The organism is Synechococcus sp. ATX 2A4 (assembly GCF_024346375.1).
Taxonomy (GTDB): domain Bacteria; phylum Cyanobacteriota; class Cyanobacteriia; order PCC-6307; family Cyanobiaceae; genus MW101C3.
In genome coordinates this window covers 1-17913 of the sequence record NZ_JAGQCV010000013.1, presented here as the reverse complement: position 1 = coordinate 17913, position 17913 = coordinate 1, and the positions used below count along the sequence as shown (strand labels likewise).

The following is a 17913-nucleotide window of genomic DNA, read 5'->3' as shown; positions in this document are numbered from 1 at the left end:
GACGAGCAAGGCGCCCACGGGTTGGCACGCCTACGGATCAGCGGCTGTGGCGGGAGAGGGAGCGGGCATAGTGGCAAGACGTGGACCAAACGCCCCGTTGAGCGCCCCTGACGCCTTGGTTCAGACCCCTTCAGGGCGTTTGTGAGCGCATGGTGTTTCCCTTTCTCTCGGGCCATGGGGCCGCCGCTTTCGGCTCCAGCTTTACCGCCATCACCCTGGCGGAGCTGGGCGACAAGACCTTTTTCATGGCGCTGATCCTGGCGGCCCGCCACCGGGCCCGCTGGGTGTTCATCGGTTCCTTTGCTGCCCTCACGGCGGTCACGGTGATCTCGCTGGCCATGGGCTACGGCCTGCGGGAGCTGCTGCCGCCCTCAGTGGTGCCCTGGCTGGCGTCGGTGCTGTTTCTCGGCTTCGGCATCAAGTTGCTGATCGATGCCCAGGCGATGGCACCGGGGGCCGCCGCGGCCGAGGCCGGCGATGCCCAAGAGGCGGTCGAGGCGGCCGAGCGCCACCAACGGATCACCACGCCCCTGGCGGTGATCTGGGAATCCTTCGCGCTGGTGTTCATCGCAGAGCTGGGTGATCGCACCCAGTTCGCCACCATCTTTCTGGCCACGGCGCCCTCCTTTCCCTTTTGCGCGCTGCTGGCGGGAACCCTCGGTGGCCATGCGCTGGTCACCGGGCTGGCGGTGGGAGCCGGTAAGTGGATCGGCCAGAAGATCAGCGAGCAACTGCTTTACCGCCTCAGTGGCGGCTTGTTTCTGGCGTTCGGATTGTTCGCGCTACGGCAGGCGATGGGCTGACCCCACCCGCTTGCGCTGCGCTTCACAGGGCAGACCCACCGGCCAGTCTTGACTCTCCAGTTGAGTGGAGACCATACGGTGAGGGTCGCTGACGCAACGCCATGACCCCTCCCCGTCTGCCGCCGCCCGTGCGACTGCATCGCATGGCCATCACCGGTCGCGTCTGCCCCTATGGGGAGCTGGCGGTGGCGCTGCTGCAGGAGCAGGGGATTCCCTTCGACGACCAACTGCTGCTCAGTCAGCTGGAGGTGGAGCGCTTCAAGGCGGCCCATGGCGTGAGCACGACCCCCCAGGTGTTCGCCGCTGGCGAACACATCGGCGGCTACACCGACCTGGCCCGCCGGCTCGGGGTCAAAGCGCGCTTGCCAGGGGGACGCAGCTACCGGCCGGTGATCACCGTGTTTGCCACCGCAGCCCTGATCACGCTGGCGCTTGGCAGCGGCCCGCAGGGCTTCATGGGCATGGCGTTGGTGTTGTTGGCCTGCCTGAAGCTGCTGGATCCACCGGCGTTCATTCGCTCCTTTCGCCGCTACAACCTGCTGAGCCAGTGGCTGGCGGGCTACGCCAGCGTGTTCCCGTACCTCGAGTTGCTGCTGGGCCTGGCCCTGTTGGCTCGCCTTCAGGCCGCACCGATCGCCCTGCTGGCGCTCGCCATGGGCCTGGAAGGAGGGGTATCCGTGGTCAAAGCCGTCTACGTCGACAAGCTCGATCTCGACTGCGCCTGCGTGGGCGGCAACAGCCGCACCCCGCTGGGGCTGGTGAGCGTGCTTGAAAACGTCGCCATGGTGGCGATGGGGCTGTGGATGCTGCTGAGGGGATGAGGCCCAGGCCACCGCGTGCATGGATCAACGCAGCGCAGGGGAGCAGCTCCATTCGGCTTGACTCTCCCGTTGAGGGGAGACCATACGGTACGTGCACCCCTGCCCGACGTCATGCGCGCCTCCTCTGTTCCCGCCGCCCTGTTCGGCCTCGCCACCGCTCTCACGCTGGCGCTCCCCGGCCTGGCCCAGAGTCCCCCCGGGGCGAATCATGGCGGCCCGCATCATGGCTCCCACAATCATGGCGGCCATGAGCACGGCGGCCATGATCACGGCAGCCAGAAGCCTGGCAACCCCGGCCATTCCGGCCATGACGCCCACGCTGGTCACGCCCACGATGTGGGTCCCGCCGGCGCCACCTATGACCTGCGCTTCATCGACGGCATGGTGCAGCACCACACCGGTGCGCTGCGCATGAGCGAAATCGTCTTCGGCATCGGCCAGCCGGGTGTCGGGGCACTGGGCAAGACGATCTGGCGCGAGCAGGCCAGCGAGATCCGGGCGATGGGTCTCTGGCGCAGGGCCTGGTTTCCCCAGGCACCCGTCTATCCCGTGGCGTTGGCCAGCGGCGGCGATCCCAACAGCCTCACTGGCCTCACGCGCATGAGCAAGGCTCAGATCGACGGCATGCGCATGATGGGCGCCCTTCCCACGCCGGCGAACCGGGTGGTGTGGTTCCTTGAGGGCATGCTCGAGCACCACGGCGGCGCGCTGGTGATGGCCCACGACGCCCTGGTCAAAAGCACCAATCCCACAATCCGGCGATTTGCCCGCGGCGTGATACTGGCGCAGCGGGTTGAAATCATGGAGCTGCGCCGGATGCTGGCCGTGGAGGGCCTGCGCAAGCCGGAATACCACCGCTACGACGCCCTGTTCAAGATCTGATCATGGGCGCACAGGCGGCTGGCGCCCCTATGCCCAGCGTTGAGTGCAATCTCCCGCCGAGGCCATGCTCAGGCCATGCCCCTGAGCAGACAACGGCTGCAGGCGCAGATCACTTACAACCCTGAACGGAGATGCGATAGCTGAAGCCAAGCGCGCCAGGATCGTTGCTGGCACCCACCTTGAAATTCATCTGGCTGGCCTGCTTGCCGGGAATGGCCGGGAACGGACCGAACATGCGGCCACGCCCGATCGGCGGATTCATCGTTTCATTCACCACCTGCAGGTTGGAGCCATCGCTGAACTTCATGAACGCCGCCACGGGGTAGGCGGCGTTGGCGTCGGAGGAGTTGGCGGTGAAGAAGAACTTGAAGCTGGTGTAGGGCTGGTCAACGATGAAATCGGTGTTCCAGTTGGTTTGGCCCAAGAGCCGGCCCGCCCCTACCGATTTGGCCACGATCGGGCTGCCCGTGCCGCCGATCGGTTGCAGAAACTAGCAGGTGGGCGCGGCGATGACCCCGCCTGCTGAACCGATCAGCAGCGGCGCTGCCAGCAGAGGGAGCAGGCGAGAGAGCATCGATGGCGGGCAGGTGGCGGTGATCGTAAGGCGTTCCTGAAAACTTGAGAACCTTTTGCCCCATCGCCTGAGAAGAGGCTGTCAACTTCCCCACTCCTGGCGGCCCCATTCGCGCCGCAGACCAGCGGGACTCAGGGGCGAAGTGATCATCAGCGGCGGATCAGCTCGGCTCATCCGTTCAGAGCTGCTGACCAGCACAACGCTGAACACCGCACCACGGATTGCCAGCCCGCAGGTGTTGCGCTTCCCGTCGGGGCCAGATCCGCTCAGCTGTCCTCGTCGTCCTCTCCTTCGTCACATTCGTCGTCGCCTTCTTCCTCCAGCTCCAGATTCACCACCACCGGCGCATGGTCGCTGGGCTGCTCATGGCCCCGCTCCCCTTTGTCGATCACGCAGCCGGTGGAGCAGGCCAGCAGCTCGCCACTCAGATAGATGTGATCGATGCGCCAGCCCCGGTCACGGTCCCAGGCGCCGCTTCGGTAGTCCCACCAGCTCCAGTGGCCGCTATCGGGCTCGAACACGCGGAACACATCCACCAGCCGCTCCCCCAATGCCGCCGTGAGCGCGTCGCGCTCCGCCGCGCTGGCCATGATGCCGCCGCTGAGGCGCCCGGGATCGTGGATGTCGCGGTCGTCACGGGCGATGTTGAAGTCACCCACCATGCAGAGCGGATCTCCTTCCTGCTCCTGGGCCTCCAGGTAACGGCGCAGGCCGCTGAGCCAGGCCAGCTTGTATGCGTATTTCTCCGACGTCAGCCCTGAGCCATTCGGCACGTACAGGTTGAGGATCCGCACGCCGTCCACCAGGGCGCTGATCACGCGCTTCTGCTCGTCCAGGGCCCCGGCTTCCGGATCGTCGGGCAAGAGGGCGCTGAAGCCGATGTTCACCTGCTCGAGCGGCAACAGGCTCAGAATCGCCACGCCGTTGTAGGCCTTCTGGCCGCTGATCGCCACCGCGTAGCCCAGGGCGGTGAAGGCAGCGGCGGGGAATGTGCTGTCCTCCACCTTGGTTTCCTGCAGGCACAGCACATCGGGCCGCTCCCGCCGTAGCCAGTTGGTCACCTGCTCCAGTCGCATCCGGATGGAGTTCACATTCCAGGTGGCGATGCGCATGGGCGGAAGCGGCAGCCGAAGACCCCTAGCATTGACCCACGTCCCGTTTCCTCCGGTCACCCGTCATGGTCCGCCCCGTGGCCCTTGCGGCCCTCGCCGTGCTCGTTCTGCCGCTGGCGTCAGCGCCGGCCCGTGCCGAGAACCCCTATGCCCCTTCCACCAGGCCGCAGAACGTGTTCGATGGTCCCGGTGAAAGGCCCAAGAACGTGCTTGATGCTGCCAACCCGATGGAGCTGATGAACCAGCTGCGCCGCGGCAGCGCCATGGACAACGCCACCAAGCCGGGTGATGCCGTCGACCGCGCGCTCAGGGAGATGGAGGCGCAGCCGACGCCGGGTTCTGCGGGAGTGAAGGGGCCGTAGGCACCTGATTCCCGGCCGTCGGCATCTCCGTGGTCGGGGCCGGGTTCTTTGTGTCTGTTCCCTTCGTTGGGCGCTGTAAGGGCCTCAGGCCCCAGCTGGCGGCCACCTGATCCACCCGGGCATCCCACTGCTCGGGTTTCATTGACCTTGCCTTGGCGATCAGCTCCAACGCCAGTTTGCTGTTCCCTTGTTGCTGGTTGAGCAGGGCGCGGGCCAGCACGGGCCGCACATCGCCAGGGAAGCTGGCGGCAAGACCGCGGTAGAGGCCATCGGCCTGCTCCAGCTGGCCGCGCTGCTGCATCAGGTCGGCGAGGATCAGGGCGATCGGCAGGGCCTGGGGCTTGAGCTGGGGCTTGGTGGCTGCCACATAGGCGGCGGTCAGCAAGCTCTGGGCCTGGGCACCACGCCCCTGTTCCAGCAGCAGCAGCGCCATCAGCTGCAGCGCCTCAATGCGGTCGGGCTTGAGGTTGAGCAACTGGCGCACCTCCCGTTCGGCGCCGGCTCGATCGTTCTGGTCGCGGCGCAGCTCCGCCAGCAGCAGCCGCAACGACCAACGATCCGGTTGCTGGTCCGCCATGGCCTCCAGCAACTGGGTGGCCTCCGCCGGTTGGTCGAGGGCGAGCAGCAACTGCAGCAGCCGTCGCTGCTCCACATCGCTGGCCTTGCCATCGGCCTGTTGCTGCCGCAGCCGCAGCATCTCCTGTTGCAACACCTGCCGCGATTGAAGTTCGGCGCTGGTGCTGGGACTGTGCCGGCCGAGCCACCAGCCACCCGTGAGCGAGGCCAGCACCAGCAGGGCCACCCCAAAGGCCGCCACCAGGCCGGAGCGCCGGGAGAGGGCTGGGCCGACAGACGAACGGGGCGACATGTGCAGCGATAGCTGCGTCAAGTCTGCCGCCTGAAGGCACAGCTAGATTCCAATCTGGAGCGCGTGTCGGAGGGTCATCCCCTGTTCACGCCACCACCACCTTGATCAATGTGGGGTTTTTCCTGCTCTGATCCCCGTCAGCCCCATTTGCCAGCGCCCGCTCCAATGCGCCTCCATCCGATTTCTCCGGTCACCGAGCCGATGCAGTACCGGGCCATCGGCGTGGTGCAGGGCCGGTACGTCGCCACGGATCCGGAGCACGACACCCGCGGGCTGATCCGCACCGACGACGGCACCGAGCTGGAAGCGGTGCTGCTGGGCAGGGTGCTGAGCCTGGTGCGGCGGCGCCTCGATCCCGACAAGCCCCATTTGTGGGTGGTGTATCCCCGCTGCCGCGATACGGGCACCCTGCACCTCCAGATCGTGGGCGTGTGGGAACCGAGCACGCTGCTGGCGGCCGAAGCAGAGGCGGCCGATGCAGACTCCCCCGCCGAACCCGCCACCGACGAGCTGCCGGAAGGGGATGGCTATTTTTCGGTGCGCGGTGAGCTGGTGTTCACCCGGCCGGAGAGCGGCGAACTGGTGGTGAAGGTGCGCCAGCAGGCCCGTGGTGAGGAAGTCCGCCCGCAGCCGTTCAAGCTGCAACTGCGCGGCGAGATCCCGCTGGAGCACCTGCGTCACTTCGTGGCCTTGCAACTGAGGCGCGATGGCCAGGCGCTGCGGGTGGAGTCCTTTGAGGTGATCGGCCCAGTGGCCCAACGGGGCACCCGCGGCGGCAAAACGCGTGGCACCGGTCGCGATGGCGCTGGTCGTGGCGCGCCACGCAGCGGCGGGCGCCGTGCCGGGGCGCCGGTGGGATCGAGCGCCGCCGGTGCGCCGTCGACCGGAACGGCGCCAGGCACCCCCGCCCGCGACCCCCAACGCACCGCCATCCGCCGCCCGGGGGCCTGAGGCCATGGCTGCGCCGGGTCCCGCAACGCCTGCGGGTGATGGCTCCACCGCCGCGCTCAACGCCGGCATCGCCGTGATGGCGATCACCCTGCTGGCGGTGATCGGCCCGGTGCTGGGCCTCTCGCCCTGGATCATCGCCCTGGCGGCCGGCGGCGCCCTCACGGCGCTCAGCCTTGATGCATGGCGTTACGGAGGGCGCGGCGGCCACCTGCTGGCTGAAGCGCTGCCGGGCGGTGCCTCCCGTCTGCGCAGGATCGCGCTGCACGAGGCGGGCCATGCCCTCGCCGCCGACCACGACCAGCTGCCGGTGAGGCGCGTGCTGGTGGGCAGCCTCGCCTGCCTGAGGCAAGGGCTGAGCGCCAACGGCAGCACCGAATTCGAACTGCCGGCCCATGCAAAATTGCCAGCCGAGGAGCTGCGCCGCTGGAGCCGGGTGTTGCAGGCGGGCATGGTGGCCGAGCAGCTCCTTTATGGCAATTCCCGCGGCGGTGCCGACGACAAGGCCCTGCTCGGCCGCCTCTGGGGCCTCTCCGGCTTTGATGTGGCCACCGCCCAGTTGGAGCAGCGCCGCGCCCGTCGCGAGGTGGAACAGCTGCTGCGGGCGCGGCAGAGCGATCTGGAAGGCCGCGCCGAGGCCCTGGTGGCGGCCGCACCGCGGCTGCTGCGCCGCACGGAGCGGCGGCAGGCTTCCACCCCCGTCTAACCGCCATGGCCCTGGCCTTTCTGGATTGTCCGACCGGGGTGGCGGGCGACATGCTGCTGGCCGCCCTCTTCGATCTGGGCCTGCCCCGCCCCGTGGTGGACGGCCCCCTGGCGCAACTTGGGTTGGCGGGCGCCTACCGGCTGGCCGTCACCGAGGCCCGCAGCAGCGGCCAGCGCGGCATTCGCGTGTCGGTGGAGGGCCTGGAGCCGCACCCACCGCACCGCCGCTGGCTCGAGTTGCGCGAGCAGATCGGCGCAGCGCCAATGGAACCGGCCCTGAAGCAGCGGGTGCTGGGCGTGTTCACGCGCCTGGCCGAGGCCGAGGGCCAGGTGCATGGCCATGCCCCTGAGCAGGTGCATTTTCATGAGGTGGGGGCAGTTGATGCCTTGGTGGATGTGGTGGGCGTTTGCGCCGGGCTGCTGCACTTCCAGGTGGAGCCGCTGATCTGTGCGCCGCCGCCAGCTGGCCACGGCACCGTGCGCACCGCCCATGGCCTGCTGCCGTTGCCGGCACCGGCGGTGCTGGAGCTGGCCCGTGCGAGGCGTGTGCCCCTGGCCGGAGCCGCTGACCTGCCGGCCGGAGAGCTCACCACCCCGACCGGGATGGCGCTGCTGAGTGAATGGGCCGCTGGCTTCGGCGCCCAGCCGCCGATGGTGCCGCGCGCCGTGGGCATCGGCCTGGGACACCGCGTGCTCGATCGCCCCAACCTGCTGCGGCTCTGGCTGGGCGAAGCCAGTGCCCCCCCGAACGCCGGGGACGCGCTGCTGGAGACGGTGGTGGTGCAACAGGCGCAGATCGATGACGCCAGCGCCGAGGACCTGGCCTTCCTGGCCGACGAACTGCGCCGGGCCGGCGCCCTGGAGGTGTTCAGCCAGTCGGCGCTGATGAAGAAGGGACGCAGCGGCGTGCTGCTCAGCGTGGTGGCACGCCCGCAGGCAGCGCCGGCGCTGCGGGCGATCTGGTGGCGGCACGGCACCAGCCTCGGGGTGCGGCAACAGCTGCAGCAACGTTGGTGCCTGCCCCGCCACCAGGCCCAGGTGGACACCCCCTGGGGGCCGGTGCGGGTGAAGGTGTCACTGCTGCCGGATGGCCAGCGGCAACTCAAGGCGGAGCACGACGACCTGATTGCCCTGGCACGGCGTGAACAGCTCAGCCTGCGGGAGGTGCGCGTGGTGGTGCAGCAGGCGCTCGCCGATCCGGCCGCCCTGGCCGATCACAATGCGGCGGCGAGACGGGACCAGGACTGATGCCCAACCTGCGCCACCTGCTGACGTCCCTCCCCGGCGGCGTGCGGCTGTGGGCGAGCCTGCTGAGCTTCGGCTTTCTGTTCGCCGCCCTGCTGGCCAATGCGCCGCAATTGCTGGCGCTGCGGCTGGATGCACAGGGCTGGCTGTGGCTGGTGATCGGCACGGGGGTGAGCCTGCTGAGCCTGGTGGTGAACGGGCTGGCGTGGAGCGTGGGCCTGCACTGGCTGGGGGCACGGCCCCGCTGGGACACCTGCGTGCGGCTCTACCTGCGCAGCAACCTGCTCAAATACCTGCCCGGCGGGTTCTGGCATCTGGCCTCCCGCGTGCAGTCGCTGCGAACGGGGCCGCCAGAGCCGGCCACTGATCTGCCCACCCCACAGGAGCCCCATCCGCTGGCGAGCCGCGCGCCGGTGGGCACGGCGCTGGCGTTGATGGCCGTGCTCCTGGATCCGTTGCTGGCGGCGAGTGCCGCCCTGGCGCTGGTGCCGCTCGGCGGCTGGCAGGACGGGCTGGCCCTGCTGGCGCCGCTGCCATTGATCGGGCTGTCGCCGCGCTGGTCGAATCGGCTGCTGGGCCGGCTGCAACGGCAACGGGCGCGTCAGCTGTCGCTCGAAGACGGCACCAGCACGCTGCCGCCGGTGGCACTGCCCAGCTACCCACTGCTGCCCCTGCTGGCCCAGTTCCCGTTCGTGTTGCTGCGCTTCGCGGGCTTCGCCTGCGCCGTGATGGCCTTCGATCAACAGCTGGCACTCAGCTGGCCGCTCTGGCTGGCCGGATTCGCCCTGGCCTGGACGGCCGGACTGGTGGTGCCGGGTGCCCCCGGCGGGCTGGGGGTGTTTGAAGCCGTGCTGGTCCTGCGGCTGGGCACCCAGGTGCCGGAGGCGCCGCTGCTGGCCGTGGCGCTCAGCTACCGCGTGTTGGTCACCGTGGCCGACCTGCTGGGTGCTCTCACGGCCCGCCTGGATGAACGCCTGGCCTGCGAACGCGCCTGATCGGCACCAAGCCGGGTTGCCGGCGAGACATCCGCGTCGCCCGAACCGGCCCAGACCCGGTGACCCCTGAACACTCAAAACAACAGGATGATGCGTCGGGTATTCGCAACAGCATCTATTGTTGAGAAGCCCAGCTCCCTCCCTGTGCCAACCCGTTCAACCGCTGGAGCAGGGACGGCGACCCAGGTTCCGGCGACCCAGGTTCCCGAGGGCCTGCGCAACAGCCTTCATGGCCGCGGGCAGCGGCTGACGCCCCAGCGTCAACGGGTGCTCGACCTGTTCCGCCGGATTGGTGAGGGAAGCCACCTGAGCGCCGAGGAGGTGCACCAACGGCTGCTGGGCGAGCAGACGCGGGTGTCCCTGGCCACTGTTTATCGCACGCTGCGCCTGCTGAGCGCCCTGGAGCTGCTGCGAGAGCTGGAGCTGCCCGAGGGGGGACGCCGCTTTGAGCTGGCCAGCGACAGCCACCGCGATCACCACCACCTCGTGTGCGTGAACTGCGGCCGCACCGAGGAATTCGACAGCACCCAGGTGATGGCGGCTGGCGAAGCAGCGGCCACCACCCATGGCTTCAGGTTGATGGAGTGTGTGCTTACTGTGCGGGCGCTGTGTCCCCGTTGTGCCGCTGCTGCGCCCCGCTGAGCGGCACCACAACGGTTGCTTTCGGGGTGTCATCTGACTCCGCAGAGCGCAGCACACCGGAAAAGCCCATCACAGAGGCGCTGAGGCCCAGCTGTTGATGGGCCCAGTTGGTGGCCAGCGCGGCCAGCAGGGAGGCACGGTCACCGCGGATGCGAAGCATGGGGAATGGGGCGGGAATGGCCTCAGGTTGGGGCGACTCCGCGCCGACGCCAGCACTGGCGCCACAGCCAACAGGCCCAAATGACACCAGACGTCGTGGCCAAGGCCAATACCGCCAGGGCCCATGCCCTCTCTCATCGGTACGAACGCGTTGTGGAAAGCCCGCCTCTGCCCGGCATGAGATCGTCTCCAAGAGAGACCCAACGCGAAACATCGATGTCCGGTCCGGTGCCCGGCCTTGCAATTACCAGTTGCTATTGAGAACCACTTGCAAAAAGGCGAGATTGCTGTTTAGAGTGCGAGTCATTCTCAATAAGTCGCGTCCGTGAGTTTCCGCTTCCTGCCCGATCTGCCCGCGGCCGCCGTGCGTATGCCCATCGGTCAGACCGTGCTGCTCGACCCCCTGCACCGCCCCAGCGGCAGCTGCATCGAGGTGCTCGAAGGCATCGCCCGCGTGTACTGCCCCTGCGAGGAAACCGAGGGCATGACCCTCGCCTTTCTCCAGCCGGGCGATCAGCTGCGCACCGACCGGCTCTGCAGTGAAGGGGTCTGCGTGGAGGCGCTCACGCCCCTCTGTTTCCGCAGTGATGGCGAAGCGGGCACAAGCGATGGTTTCGACCCAGTGAACGAATGGACCCTGCAACTGCTGCGCATCCGGCACCTGGGCAGCGCTGAGCAGCGCCTGCATGCCCTGTTCGGTCTGCTGGTGCGCCGGCTGGGGCGCCGCTGCGGTCCCTGGTGCGACCTGCCCTTCCGCCTGACCCACGAACGCATCGGTGAACTGATCGGCACCACCCGCGTGACCACCACCCGGCTGATCTCGCGGATCCGGCAGGCGGAGTTGCTCGAAGCCCCCAGCGGCCAAAGCGGCATGCGCCTGGCGCCCTCTCTGGTGGAGTCCGCCCCGCTGGCGGCCGCCTGAACGGAGCCGCGATCGTGGTGTTTTCTCCCTTTTTGCCGCCTCCCTCCACACAGGAGGCCTGCCGTTCAACCCCCTCTCACCCCCACTCCGCAGACAGCCTGCTGGGCAGCCTTTGCCGTGAGATGGGCAAGGTGCTGAGCCGACGCAGCCAGATCCATGCCCAACTGCCGCGCTGCCGTGATGCCGGCTTGATTCGCAGGCTGCAACGGGAGTTGGAGAGGATGGCCGTTCGCCAGGCCGAAGTCCATGCCGTTGGCCTGGCCTTGCGCAGCACGCCAGGCCTTGATCCGTTCGGGGTCGCCTTCCTGGTGGAGCTTTGCCGTCGCCACAGCCTGGCCTGATCACTCCTGGCCTGGTTGTGGCGGGATGTCAGTCCGCCAACTTGGCGGGACCTGCCTTGCCGCCGGCCAGTTCGGCATCCAGGATCAGCAGCGCCGCCGGTTCGCCGCCACACAGACGCCAGCGACCAAGACGGTGGGCCGCCTCATCTTCAGAAGCCGTTTGATTGTCAATCAACGGGTCGAGAAACACTGTGGTGCGCACATCGCCAGATTGCTCAGCCAATGCATAGAGCTGGTTCAGCGAAGTGGTCACATCCACCTCCATCTGAAAGACGGAGCTGAGAATGTCTTCGATGTCGTTCCACACTTGCTTTGGCGCATTGATGCTGCCAAGGGCCACTGGTTGTCCCCGCACGATCAAGTAGTCCGCAAACAGGCCAGCATGGTTGCGCTCCTGATCCGATTCCTCCTTGAAGGTGCGTGAAAAGCCACGCAACTCGCGCTCGGCGAACCAAACGGCCAGGGCCCAATAGGCGGAGCTGGCATTCAACTCCATGGCCAGATGCTGCTGGAGAGCCTCAAGCAGCGTTTCCTGCATGGGCTGGGCCACGGGCCGCCCGCCGCTTTGGAGGGTGCCGGTGGCGTGCTGCGTGCCGAGAACCATGTGCGAAAACCGTGAGGTGTGCGCTCAGTTTAGGGAGCCCGCAGGTCGAACAGTTCAGCCGCATGATCCGGCACCGCCCCGTGTTCGATTTGTCACATGTTGAAGGTGCTGATGCTGAGGCTTCCATCGTCACCGCCACCTAATATGCAAGGAGCAACTTTCCATCCCATGGCCGTCCTGGCCGCAATCCCCGAGCAAATCACAGTGATGGCGCAGCGCCGCGATCGCATCCGTGTTTCCAAAAAGAAAAGCTGCAAACGCTCGAAGTGTTCGAACTGGAAAGGCGGTTGCTGCCGTTGCGGCCGGTCGTAATCCCTTCCTCGCTTGTCTGGACTGCGCTTTGTTCGTCAGTCAAGCATCTCCTCCTTTAGGTCTTTTACATGCTCCAGCCCCTTGGACCGGATGGCGGTATGCCTTCCGGTGCTGATTGTCTGCACGCGATCGAGCTACAGGGTCTTTGGCACCGCTTTCCCGGTCGCTCAGGCGGATCAGAATGGACCCTCCAAGGCATTGATCTGCGGCTTGAACACGGGGAGCTGGTGGGTTTGCTGGGCCCTTCCGGGTGCGGCAAAACCACACTGCTGCGCCTGATCGCGGGCTTTGACTGGCCGGAGCGAGGGGTGATCCACCTGGCCGGACGCGAGGTGGCCGGACCCACCCACTGCCTTGCTCCTGAGCGCCGCGGTGTGGGCATGGTGTTCCAGGATTACGCCCTTTTTCCCCACCTCACGGCCTGGAGCAATGTCTGTTTCGGCCTGAAGCACCGCCAGAACAGCGCTCGCGCCGCCTGGCTGCTGAATCTGCTGGGCCTGAGCGAGCTGGCGGAGCGCTACCCGCATGAACTCTCCGGGGGCCAGCGCCAACGGCTTGCCTTGGCACGCGCTCTGGCACCGGAACCGGCGGTGGTGCTGCTTGATGAGCCCTTCTCCAACCTTGATGTGGAAGTAAGGCTGCGGCTGCGCAGTGAGCTGCCCACCGTGCTGGCGCAGTGCGGCACCAGTGGCCTGCTCGTCACCCACGACCCCGAAGAGGCGCTGGCGATCTGTGATCGGGTGGCCGTTCTGCATGACGGACGGCTGCACCAATGCGCCAGTCCACAGCAGCTGGTCCATCAACCTGCCACCTCCTTCGTTGGGCGGTTCGTGTTGCAGGGAAACGTGCTGCCTGCCTGGTGGCAGGGATCAGATCTACACACATTGCTGGGGCCGGTGCCGACGCTCAGCCCGTCTTCCCCCCCGCGCCAGCGCGATCCGGAAGCATCCCTGGAGGTGCTGGTCAGCCCCGACGACATTGAGATCGACGCCGACGATTCCGGCGCCGCCAAGGTGATGGGCCGCGAGTTTCTGGGCCGTACCTGGCTCTATCAGGTGGAGCAGGGGGATGTGCGGCTGCGGGTCAGACGGCCCATGGACCTGCCGCTGCAGATCGGCCAGCATTGTGGATTGCACCTGCGGCCAACGGCTGTGTTAAAAACGTTCCCCGCCGATTCCAGCCTTCAACCCACGCTGGTTACAACCTGAAAAAAAACTCCCCCAGCCCACCAGGTGAGGGAGTCCGTCTCCGCCAGGAGTGTGGAATGAATCGGGCGGGGTGGGTGTCTCGTTCGGCGCCATTTCCTGTCGCCGATGGCACCACAGACTCGGCGGATGGCAAACCACCCGCAGGTCAACCTTCTGGGTCATAGTCGATGCGCATCCACAGGGTGCGGTGGCTGTCAGCCTTCATCAGCAATTCAAGGTGCTCCCGTTTCAGGCAACGGGCCGCCTCGGTATCGCTCTGCCGCTCCAGCTGAGCAATTCGTTGCAAGCACCACTGCTGAAGATCATGGAGTTCATCGGTGCGCTTCTTGGTGCGCTCCTCCACAGGCAGGCTGGGAAGATCACCGTGGGGTTCGTTGGCCATGGGGAATTCAGTGGGAACGTGAGTGTTGACTTCAACGTGAAAGCGAGTGTGGAACTCAGTGTGACCCGATGAGGCTCATGGATTGCAGAATCAGCTGTGCAGACCTTAGCCTGCATGCAGACCTAGGCCAACAAGTCGTGGACTGCAGACCGTGGCCTGCAAGTTGACAATTCAGTCGTTGGCCTGCAAGTTGACACTGCAGTCTTTGGCCTGCAATTTTGGGCCTGGAAATCGTGTCTGGCAGATCGTGGCCTGCAGATTGCAACCTGCAGAATCTGGTCTCTGAATTCTCTCCAAATCACCAGGCGCTCATGGCGATGAAAGTTACCAGTGGTGGTGATCGATGCTCCAAGCGGCAGCCGTGAGCAATCACCCACATCACCCTGGGCAGCCACGACAACCTGTGAACGCTTTGCTGCGCAACGCCCCTGAGTTGCTAGATCATTACGGCTAAACACAGCAGGGTGCCACTTGAAAGAGTTGACGCAAGCGATCAATACGCATCTGGAGGCTGAGTTTCATGCCAGCCACAGCTACCTTTCGATGTCGATCTGGCTGCGGGAGAAAGATCTGGCCGGATTCTCCGAATACATGCTCAACAAGAGCAATGAAGAGCGAGGCCACGCCTCCCGCATGATCGACTATCTGCTCGATTGTGATGAACAGGTGATCCTGCCCACGATTCAGTCACCGCAGCGCGCCTGGGATTCCACCCAGGCACTGTTCGATCAGGTCTTGGTGATGGAGAAAGCAGTTACCGCCTCCATCAACCGCCTTTACACCTTGGCTGAGGCGGACGGAGAACGAAGCGCTTCCGCCATGTTGGATTGGTTTGTCGAGGAGCAGATTCAAGAAGAGGCAGAGGCCCGCTTTGTGCTTCAGCGCCTGCGCTTGGCAGGCGATAACTCCGCTGCCTTGCTGCTGTTAGATCAACAATTTCTGGATGGCACCGCCCTCGCCAGCGTGAAGCGCGCGGCCAACCGCTCACGGGGCGCCGTTGGAAAGGGCACAGAATGAATGGTGCATTGATACAAACTTCCGTGCGCATTCACCTGCGTAGGTGTCGTCAATCTCGCATCAATGATGCCGTGATCAACGTACATTGACCTTGCCTCGCGCAAGCTTGATGCAATCTTATGGAAACCCAAAAGTCAACTATGACTGGTGGGCGGGAAATTCACTGGTGACCAATGAAGCTGGAACCTTCATTTCAGCGCACGCCGCCCATGCCGGCTTGATCATGTTCTGGGCAGGCTCCTTCACCATCTATGAGCTGAGCCGCTACAACGCTGCCCAACCGATGGGCGAGCAGGGTCTGATACTTCTGCCCAACCTGGCGCGCCTCGGTCTTGGTGTGGGTGATGGTGGGGTGATCACCCACGCGGAGCCGATCATCGCCATCGCGGCCTTCCATCTGGTGAGCGCTGCCGTATTGGCAGCCGGGGGAATGTGGCATCTGTTCCGATCGCCCACTGACCTCTCCACCACGCAGGGAGGTGCGAAGCGCTTCAACTTCAGCTGGGATGACCCCGCCAAGCTTGGGGTGATCCTGGGCCATCACTTGACCTTCCTCGGCCTAGGCGCCATTGCCTTCGTTGAATTTGCGCAGCGGGTGGGCATTTACGACCCTGCTTTGCAAGCTGTGCGTGCGGTGCAGCCACACGTGGATCTGGCAACGATCTGGGCTTATCAAACCAGCTTCCTCTCTATCTCCAGCCTGGAGGATGTGATCGGCGGCCACGTGGTGATCGCCTTCATGCTCACCATCGGTGGTGTGTGGCACATTCTGGTGCCTCCATTCGCTTTCGCCCGCAAGCTGCTTGTCTTTTCAGCGGAATCCATCCTGTCCTACTCGGTCGGTGCCGTTGCTCTCATGGGTTTTGTGGCCAGCATCTGGTGCGCCTCCAATACCACCGTCTATCCGGTGGAGTTCTTCGGGCCGGCACTTACGATGAAATTCTCGTTCTCTCCCTATTTCGCCGACAGTGTGGAGTTGCCATTGGGCGTCCATACTGCCCGTGCCTGGCTTGCGAATGCACACTTCTTCCTCGCCTTTTTCTTCCTGCAGGGCCATCTTTGGCACGCCCTTCGGTCGCTCGGCTTTGATTTCCGCCGGGTGAGCAAGGCACTTCAAATGATGGAGCCTGCCTGAACAACGGGGTGGAGTCAATCACCACTTTGCTCTCGCTTAAAGCGCTCCCTGGTTTACAATGGGCCCTGGCCGAAAGACCAGGGCTTTGTGCTGCGTGCAACCACTGGCTCAGAGTGGCTGCGATCCGCAGAGGGAGTGAATGAGTTCCCGCTCAAGCTCAGCCTTAAAGGCCTCAGCCACCTGCAGGGTGTGGTACATCTGGCTCAGCTCGGTGTCCTGGGCTTGGATGCGTTGCACCAGAGAAAGCTGCTCATTGGTGAGATCGGGATGATCATGGCAGAGCCTATGAATCGGCTGCTGCTGGCGGATCTTCCCCAGCAGCGTTGGTATATGTGGGGCTGGCGTGTTGTTGTGCTGCAATGTGAATCCACACGCAGGCCAGGCAGAGATGGCGGCGAAGCTGAGGGTGTTGGTCATAGGACAGGAGGCAACAGGATCAAGGTACGTTTGATGACCGGCGGCCCTGAATCGATTGATGCGGGCTTGATGTTGGGAAAGTCACGCGTCGATGTCATGCCATGGGAGTGCTACGGGGTTGTTCGTGATTAGAACATCAACGTTCTGATTCAGCACAATGCCCGTTCGCATTCTCTTTGCCACCACCACCGGAAAAACGGAGGACGTTGCCACTCGCCTGGCTGAACTGATCGGATCCACCGCCAATGTTGAGGATGTGGGTGATCTCGATGCCACCGAGCAGCTGGAAGAACCTGGTGATTTGATTTGCTGTGTACCCACCTGGAACACCGGAGCCGACTCCATGCGTTCCGGTACCGCGTGGGACAGCCACGTGGAAGCCATTCCTGACTTACAACTGACCGGACGATCCGTGGCCATCGTTGGGTTGGGTGATTCTTCCTCTTACTCAGACTATTTCTGTGATGCCATGGAAGAGCTCTACACGGCGTTCATTCAAGCAGGAGCATCACTGGTCGGTAAGGTGTCACCCGATGGCTACAACTTCTCCGAATCTAAGAGTGTTGTTGACGGAATGTTCTGCGGCCTTGCTCTCGATGAAGATAGTGAGCCCGATCTCACCGATGATCGGCTTGTGCAGTGGGTGAAGCAACTGAGAAAAGAAGCACCGGGAATGTTCTGATCTCTGCCTCCTAGTCTCGGGTTTTCCAGCAGGAATGAACCCAAAGGGTTTTCCACGCGTTGGTTTCTACCAACATCTCCAGATGCTCGCTGGTCAAACAGCGGGCATCTTCCATGTCAGATCTCAGCGACAACACAGATAGGCGCTCCATGCACCAATCTCTGAGGCTGGTGAGTTGTAGGATCCGATTGAGAGTCTCGATGTCATCGCTCGAGTCCTGCCGCGATTCGTCCATCATTCCATGGCGCTGAGGTGTGATCATCTTCATGGTCTGCACTGTGGCTTGCCAGATAAAGGTGACGATCAGGCGTAACAAAATGAACACCTCCACTCAAGCCCTATTGTTCTTCAGTTCATCATTGATCCACTGACACTACCGTTCTCCTGTTTCACCACTTCTCCTAGCGCATTCCCCTCTCCTTGTTGATAATCATGCGATTTGCAAGGCCCATGGCTCGTGGCATGGCTCCACCCATGTCGCGTGCCATGAACAAGACCCATGTCACACGACATCACCCATGGTTCACCTCCGCCGCTTGGCTGAAAGACACCCCACAGCCCTCTGTGGGTGAACAAAAGCTCCAGGCACCACAGCGGTCGGAACAGCGTCATCGTGGGCTTCAGATCTGTGCTTAGTCGTTGTGATCCCTCTAGGAGCCTGTCGCGCATAGGTCAGCAGCCAGCCTCTCCACAGACGCCTATTAATCTGCCCAGATCCTAGTGACAGCAGTGGATCTGAGCGAAACAATGGGGCATGCAGAAGCCCAAGTCCTTCCG

At 64.6% G+C, this 17913-nt stretch carries 21 protein-coding genes and 1 pseudogene; 15 read left to right on the top strand and 7 right to left on the bottom strand.

The features are described 5' to 3' along the window. Positions 1-149: 149 nt before the first annotated feature. The 3 genes from KBY97_RS12170 to KBY97_RS12160 all read left to right on the top strand — a co-directional run bounded on the left by KBY97_RS12170 (position 150) and on the right by KBY97_RS12160 (position 2506). Positions 150-803 (top strand): TMEM165/GDT1 family protein, encoded by a 654-nt coding sequence (locus tag KBY97_RS12170; protein WP_255147320.1) that lies wholly within the window; start codon positions 150-152, stop codon positions 801-803. Between the two features lie 101 nt (positions 804-904). Further along, on the top strand, positions 905-1624 hold the full coding sequence (locus KBY97_RS12165) for a MauE/DoxX family redox-associated membrane protein (protein WP_255147319.1): 720 nt from the start codon (positions 905-907) through the stop codon (positions 1622-1624). Between the two features lie 111 nt (positions 1625-1735). After that, positions 1736-2506, top strand: a complete 771-nt coding sequence (locus tag KBY97_RS12160; RefSeq protein WP_255147318.1) for a DUF305 domain-containing protein — start codon at positions 1736-1738, stop codon at positions 2504-2506. A gap of 109 nt (positions 2507-2615) precedes the next feature. Here KBY97_RS12160 and KBY97_RS12155 read toward each other — a convergent pair. Continuing rightward, a pseudogene (locus KBY97_RS12155) lies at positions 2616-3080 on the bottom strand (hypothetical protein). Between the two features lie 266 nt (positions 3081-3346). Then, positions 3347-4192: an exodeoxyribonuclease III gene (xth, locus tag KBY97_RS12150; RefSeq protein WP_255147317.1), complete on the bottom strand. Its 846-nt coding sequence runs from the start codon at positions 4190-4192 to the stop codon at positions 3347-3349. Positions 4193-4257: 65 nt separating this feature from the next. Here xth and KBY97_RS12145 point away from each other — a divergent pair, with 65 nt between their 5' ends. Next, on the top strand, positions 4258-4554 hold the full coding sequence (locus KBY97_RS12145) for a hypothetical protein (protein ID WP_255147316.1): 297 nt from the start codon (positions 4258-4260) through the stop codon (positions 4552-4554). On the opposite strand, the gene KBY97_RS12140 is transcribed toward KBY97_RS12145, so the two are convergent. After that, on the bottom strand, positions 4499-5422 hold the full coding sequence (locus KBY97_RS12140; RefSeq protein ID WP_255147314.1) for a M48 family metallopeptidase: 924 nt from the start codon (positions 5420-5422) through the stop codon (positions 4499-4501). The genes KBY97_RS12145 and KBY97_RS12140 overlap by 56 nt on opposite strands. Before the next feature lie 165 nt (positions 5423-5587). On the opposite strand from KBY97_RS12140, the gene KBY97_RS12135 reads away from it, so the two are divergent. The 7 genes from KBY97_RS12135 to KBY97_RS12105 all read left to right on the top strand — a co-directional run bounded on the left by KBY97_RS12135 (position 5588) and on the right by KBY97_RS12105 (position 11379). After that, positions 5588-6373 (top strand): hypothetical protein, encoded by a 786-nt coding sequence (locus KBY97_RS12135; RefSeq protein ID WP_255147313.1) that lies wholly within the window; start codon positions 5588-5590, stop codon positions 6371-6373. A 4-nt stretch (positions 6374-6377) separates the two neighbouring features. After that, on the top strand, positions 6378-7076 hold the full coding sequence (locus KBY97_RS12130; RefSeq protein ID WP_255147311.1) for a hypothetical protein: 699 nt from the start codon (positions 6378-6380) through the stop codon (positions 7074-7076). Between the two features lie 5 nt (positions 7077-7081). After that, positions 7082-8323: a nickel pincer cofactor biosynthesis protein LarC gene (gene larC, locus KBY97_RS12125; protein ID WP_255147310.1), complete on the top strand. Its 1242-nt coding sequence runs from the start codon at positions 7082-7084 to the stop codon at positions 8321-8323. Beyond that, positions 8323-9315, top strand: coding sequence for a flippase-like domain-containing protein (locus tag KBY97_RS12120; protein WP_255147309.1), 993 nt, complete (start codon positions 8323-8325; stop codon positions 9313-9315). Before larC ends, KBY97_RS12120 begins: the two co-directional genes overlap by 1 nt. A 144-nt stretch (positions 9316-9459) precedes the next feature. Further along, positions 9460-9957, top strand: coding sequence for a Fur family transcriptional regulator (locus KBY97_RS12115; RefSeq protein ID WP_399217762.1), 498 nt, complete (start codon positions 9460-9462; stop codon positions 9955-9957). Between the two features lie 484 nt (positions 9958-10441). Continuing rightward, positions 10442-11038 carry a helix-turn-helix domain-containing protein gene (locus tag KBY97_RS12110; protein ID WP_255147308.1) on the top strand — a complete coding sequence of 199 codons (597 nt, stop codon included), beginning with the start codon at positions 10442-10444 and terminating at the stop codon, positions 11036-11038. A 14-nt stretch (positions 11039-11052) separates the two neighbouring features. Then, complete coding sequence (locus KBY97_RS12105; RefSeq protein WP_255147306.1) at positions 11053-11379, top strand: hypothetical protein; 327 nt, start codon at positions 11053-11055, stop codon at positions 11377-11379. 28 nt (positions 11380-11407) lie between these two features. Here KBY97_RS12105 and KBY97_RS12100 read toward each other — a convergent pair whose 3' ends face one another. Further along, positions 11408-11983 carry a ferritin gene (locus tag KBY97_RS12100; protein ID WP_399217760.1) on the bottom strand — a complete coding sequence of 192 codons (576 nt, stop codon included), beginning with the start codon at positions 11981-11983 and terminating at the stop codon, positions 11408-11410. Positions 11984-12393: 410 nt separating this feature from the next. Between KBY97_RS12100 and KBY97_RS12095 the strand changes: the two genes are divergently transcribed. Further along, on the top strand, positions 12394-13503 hold the full coding sequence (locus KBY97_RS12095) for an ABC transporter ATP-binding protein (protein ID WP_255147304.1): 1110 nt from the start codon (positions 12394-12396) through the stop codon (positions 13501-13503). A gap of 145 nt (positions 13504-13648) precedes the next feature. Here KBY97_RS12095 and KBY97_RS12090 read toward each other — a convergent pair whose 3' ends face one another. Next, entirely contained in the window at positions 13649-13885 is a 237-nt protein-coding gene (locus tag KBY97_RS12090; protein ID WP_255147302.1) for a hypothetical protein, read from the bottom strand. Between the two features lie 471 nt (positions 13886-14356). On the opposite strand from KBY97_RS12090, the gene KBY97_RS12085 reads away from it, so the two are divergent. Both KBY97_RS12085 and KBY97_RS12080 read left to right on the top strand, forming a co-directional pair. Continuing rightward, positions 14357-14902 (top strand): ferritin, encoded by a 546-nt coding sequence (locus KBY97_RS12085; RefSeq protein WP_255147300.1) that lies wholly within the window; start codon positions 14357-14359, stop codon positions 14900-14902. A 109-nt stretch (positions 14903-15011) separates the two neighbouring features. Beyond that, a complete protein-coding gene (locus tag KBY97_RS12080; RefSeq protein WP_255147401.1) occupies positions 15012-16037 on the top strand; it encodes a chlorophyll a/b binding light-harvesting protein in 1026 nt (341 codons plus the stop codon). A 108-nt stretch (positions 16038-16145) separates the two neighbouring features. On the opposite strand, the gene KBY97_RS12075 is transcribed toward KBY97_RS12080, so the two are convergent. Beyond that, entirely contained in the window at positions 16146-16454 is a 309-nt protein-coding gene (locus KBY97_RS12075) for a hypothetical protein (protein ID WP_255147299.1), read from the bottom strand. Positions 16455-16611: 157 nt separating this feature from the next. Between KBY97_RS12075 and fldA the strand changes: the two genes are divergently transcribed. Continuing rightward, positions 16612-17136: a flavodoxin FldA gene (fldA, locus tag KBY97_RS12070; protein WP_255147297.1), complete on the top strand. Its 525-nt coding sequence runs from the start codon at positions 16612-16614 to the stop codon at positions 17134-17136. Positions 17137-17146: 10 nt separating this feature from the next. Here fldA and KBY97_RS12065 read toward each other — a convergent pair whose 3' ends face one another. Next, positions 17147-17467 (bottom strand): hypothetical protein, encoded by a 321-nt coding sequence (locus KBY97_RS12065; protein ID WP_255147295.1) that lies wholly within the window; start codon positions 17465-17467, stop codon positions 17147-17149. Positions 17468-17913: the final 446 nt, after the last annotated feature.

What these genes read in the sequence shown, in the direction of transcription:
- KBY97_RS12170 (WP_255147320.1), top strand. Translation starts at nt 150, where the DNA reads ATGGTGTTTCCCTTTCTCTCGGGCCATGGGGCCGCCGCTTTCGGCTCC.
- KBY97_RS12165 (WP_255147319.1), top strand. Translation starts at nt 905, where the DNA reads ATGACCCCTCCCCGTCTGCCGCCGCCCGTGCGACTGCATCGCATGGCC.
- KBY97_RS12160 (WP_255147318.1), top strand. Translation starts at nt 1,736, where the DNA reads ATGCGCGCCTCCTCTGTTCCCGCCGCCCTGTTCGGCCTCGCCACCGCT.
- xth (WP_255147317.1), bottom strand. Translation starts at nt 4,192, where the DNA reads ATGCGCATCGCCACCTGGAATGTGAACTCCATCCGGATGCGACTGGAG.
- KBY97_RS12145 (WP_255147316.1), top strand. Translation starts at nt 4,258, where the DNA reads ATGGTCCGCCCCGTGGCCCTTGCGGCCCTCGCCGTGCTCGTTCTGCCG.
- KBY97_RS12140 (WP_255147314.1), bottom strand. Translation starts at nt 5,422, where the DNA reads ATGTCGCCCCGTTCGTCTGTCGGCCCAGCCCTCTCCCGGCGCTCCGGC.
- KBY97_RS12135 (WP_255147313.1), top strand. Translation starts at nt 5,588, where the DNA reads ATGCGCCTCCATCCGATTTCTCCGGTCACCGAGCCGATGCAGTACCGG.
- KBY97_RS12130 (WP_255147311.1), top strand. Translation starts at nt 6,378, where the DNA reads ATGGCTGCGCCGGGTCCCGCAACGCCTGCGGGTGATGGCTCCACCGCC.
- larC (WP_255147310.1), top strand. Translation starts at nt 7,082, where the DNA reads ATGGCCCTGGCCTTTCTGGATTGTCCGACCGGGGTGGCGGGCGACATG.
- KBY97_RS12120 (WP_255147309.1), top strand. Translation starts at nt 8,323, where the DNA reads ATGCCCAACCTGCGCCACCTGCTGACGTCCCTCCCCGGCGGCGTGCGG.
- KBY97_RS12100 (WP_399217760.1), bottom strand. Translation starts at nt 11,983, where the DNA reads ATGGTTCTCGGCACGCAGCACGCCACCGGCACCCTCCAAAGCGGCGGG.
- KBY97_RS12095 (WP_255147304.1), top strand. Translation starts at nt 12,394, where the DNA reads ATGCCTTCCGGTGCTGATTGTCTGCACGCGATCGAGCTACAGGGTCTT.
- KBY97_RS12090 (WP_255147302.1), bottom strand. Translation starts at nt 13,885, where the DNA reads ATGGCCAACGAACCCCACGGTGATCTTCCCAGCCTGCCTGTGGAGGAG.
- KBY97_RS12080 (WP_255147401.1), top strand. Translation starts at nt 15,012, where the DNA reads ATGCAATCTTATGGAAACCCAAAAGTCAACTATGACTGGTGGGCGGGA.
- KBY97_RS12075 (WP_255147299.1), bottom strand. Translation starts at nt 16,454, where the DNA reads ATGACCAACACCCTCAGCTTCGCCGCCATCTCTGCCTGGCCTGCGTGT.
- fldA (WP_255147297.1), top strand. Translation starts at nt 16,612, where the DNA reads ATGCCCGTTCGCATTCTCTTTGCCACCACCACCGGAAAAACGGAGGAC.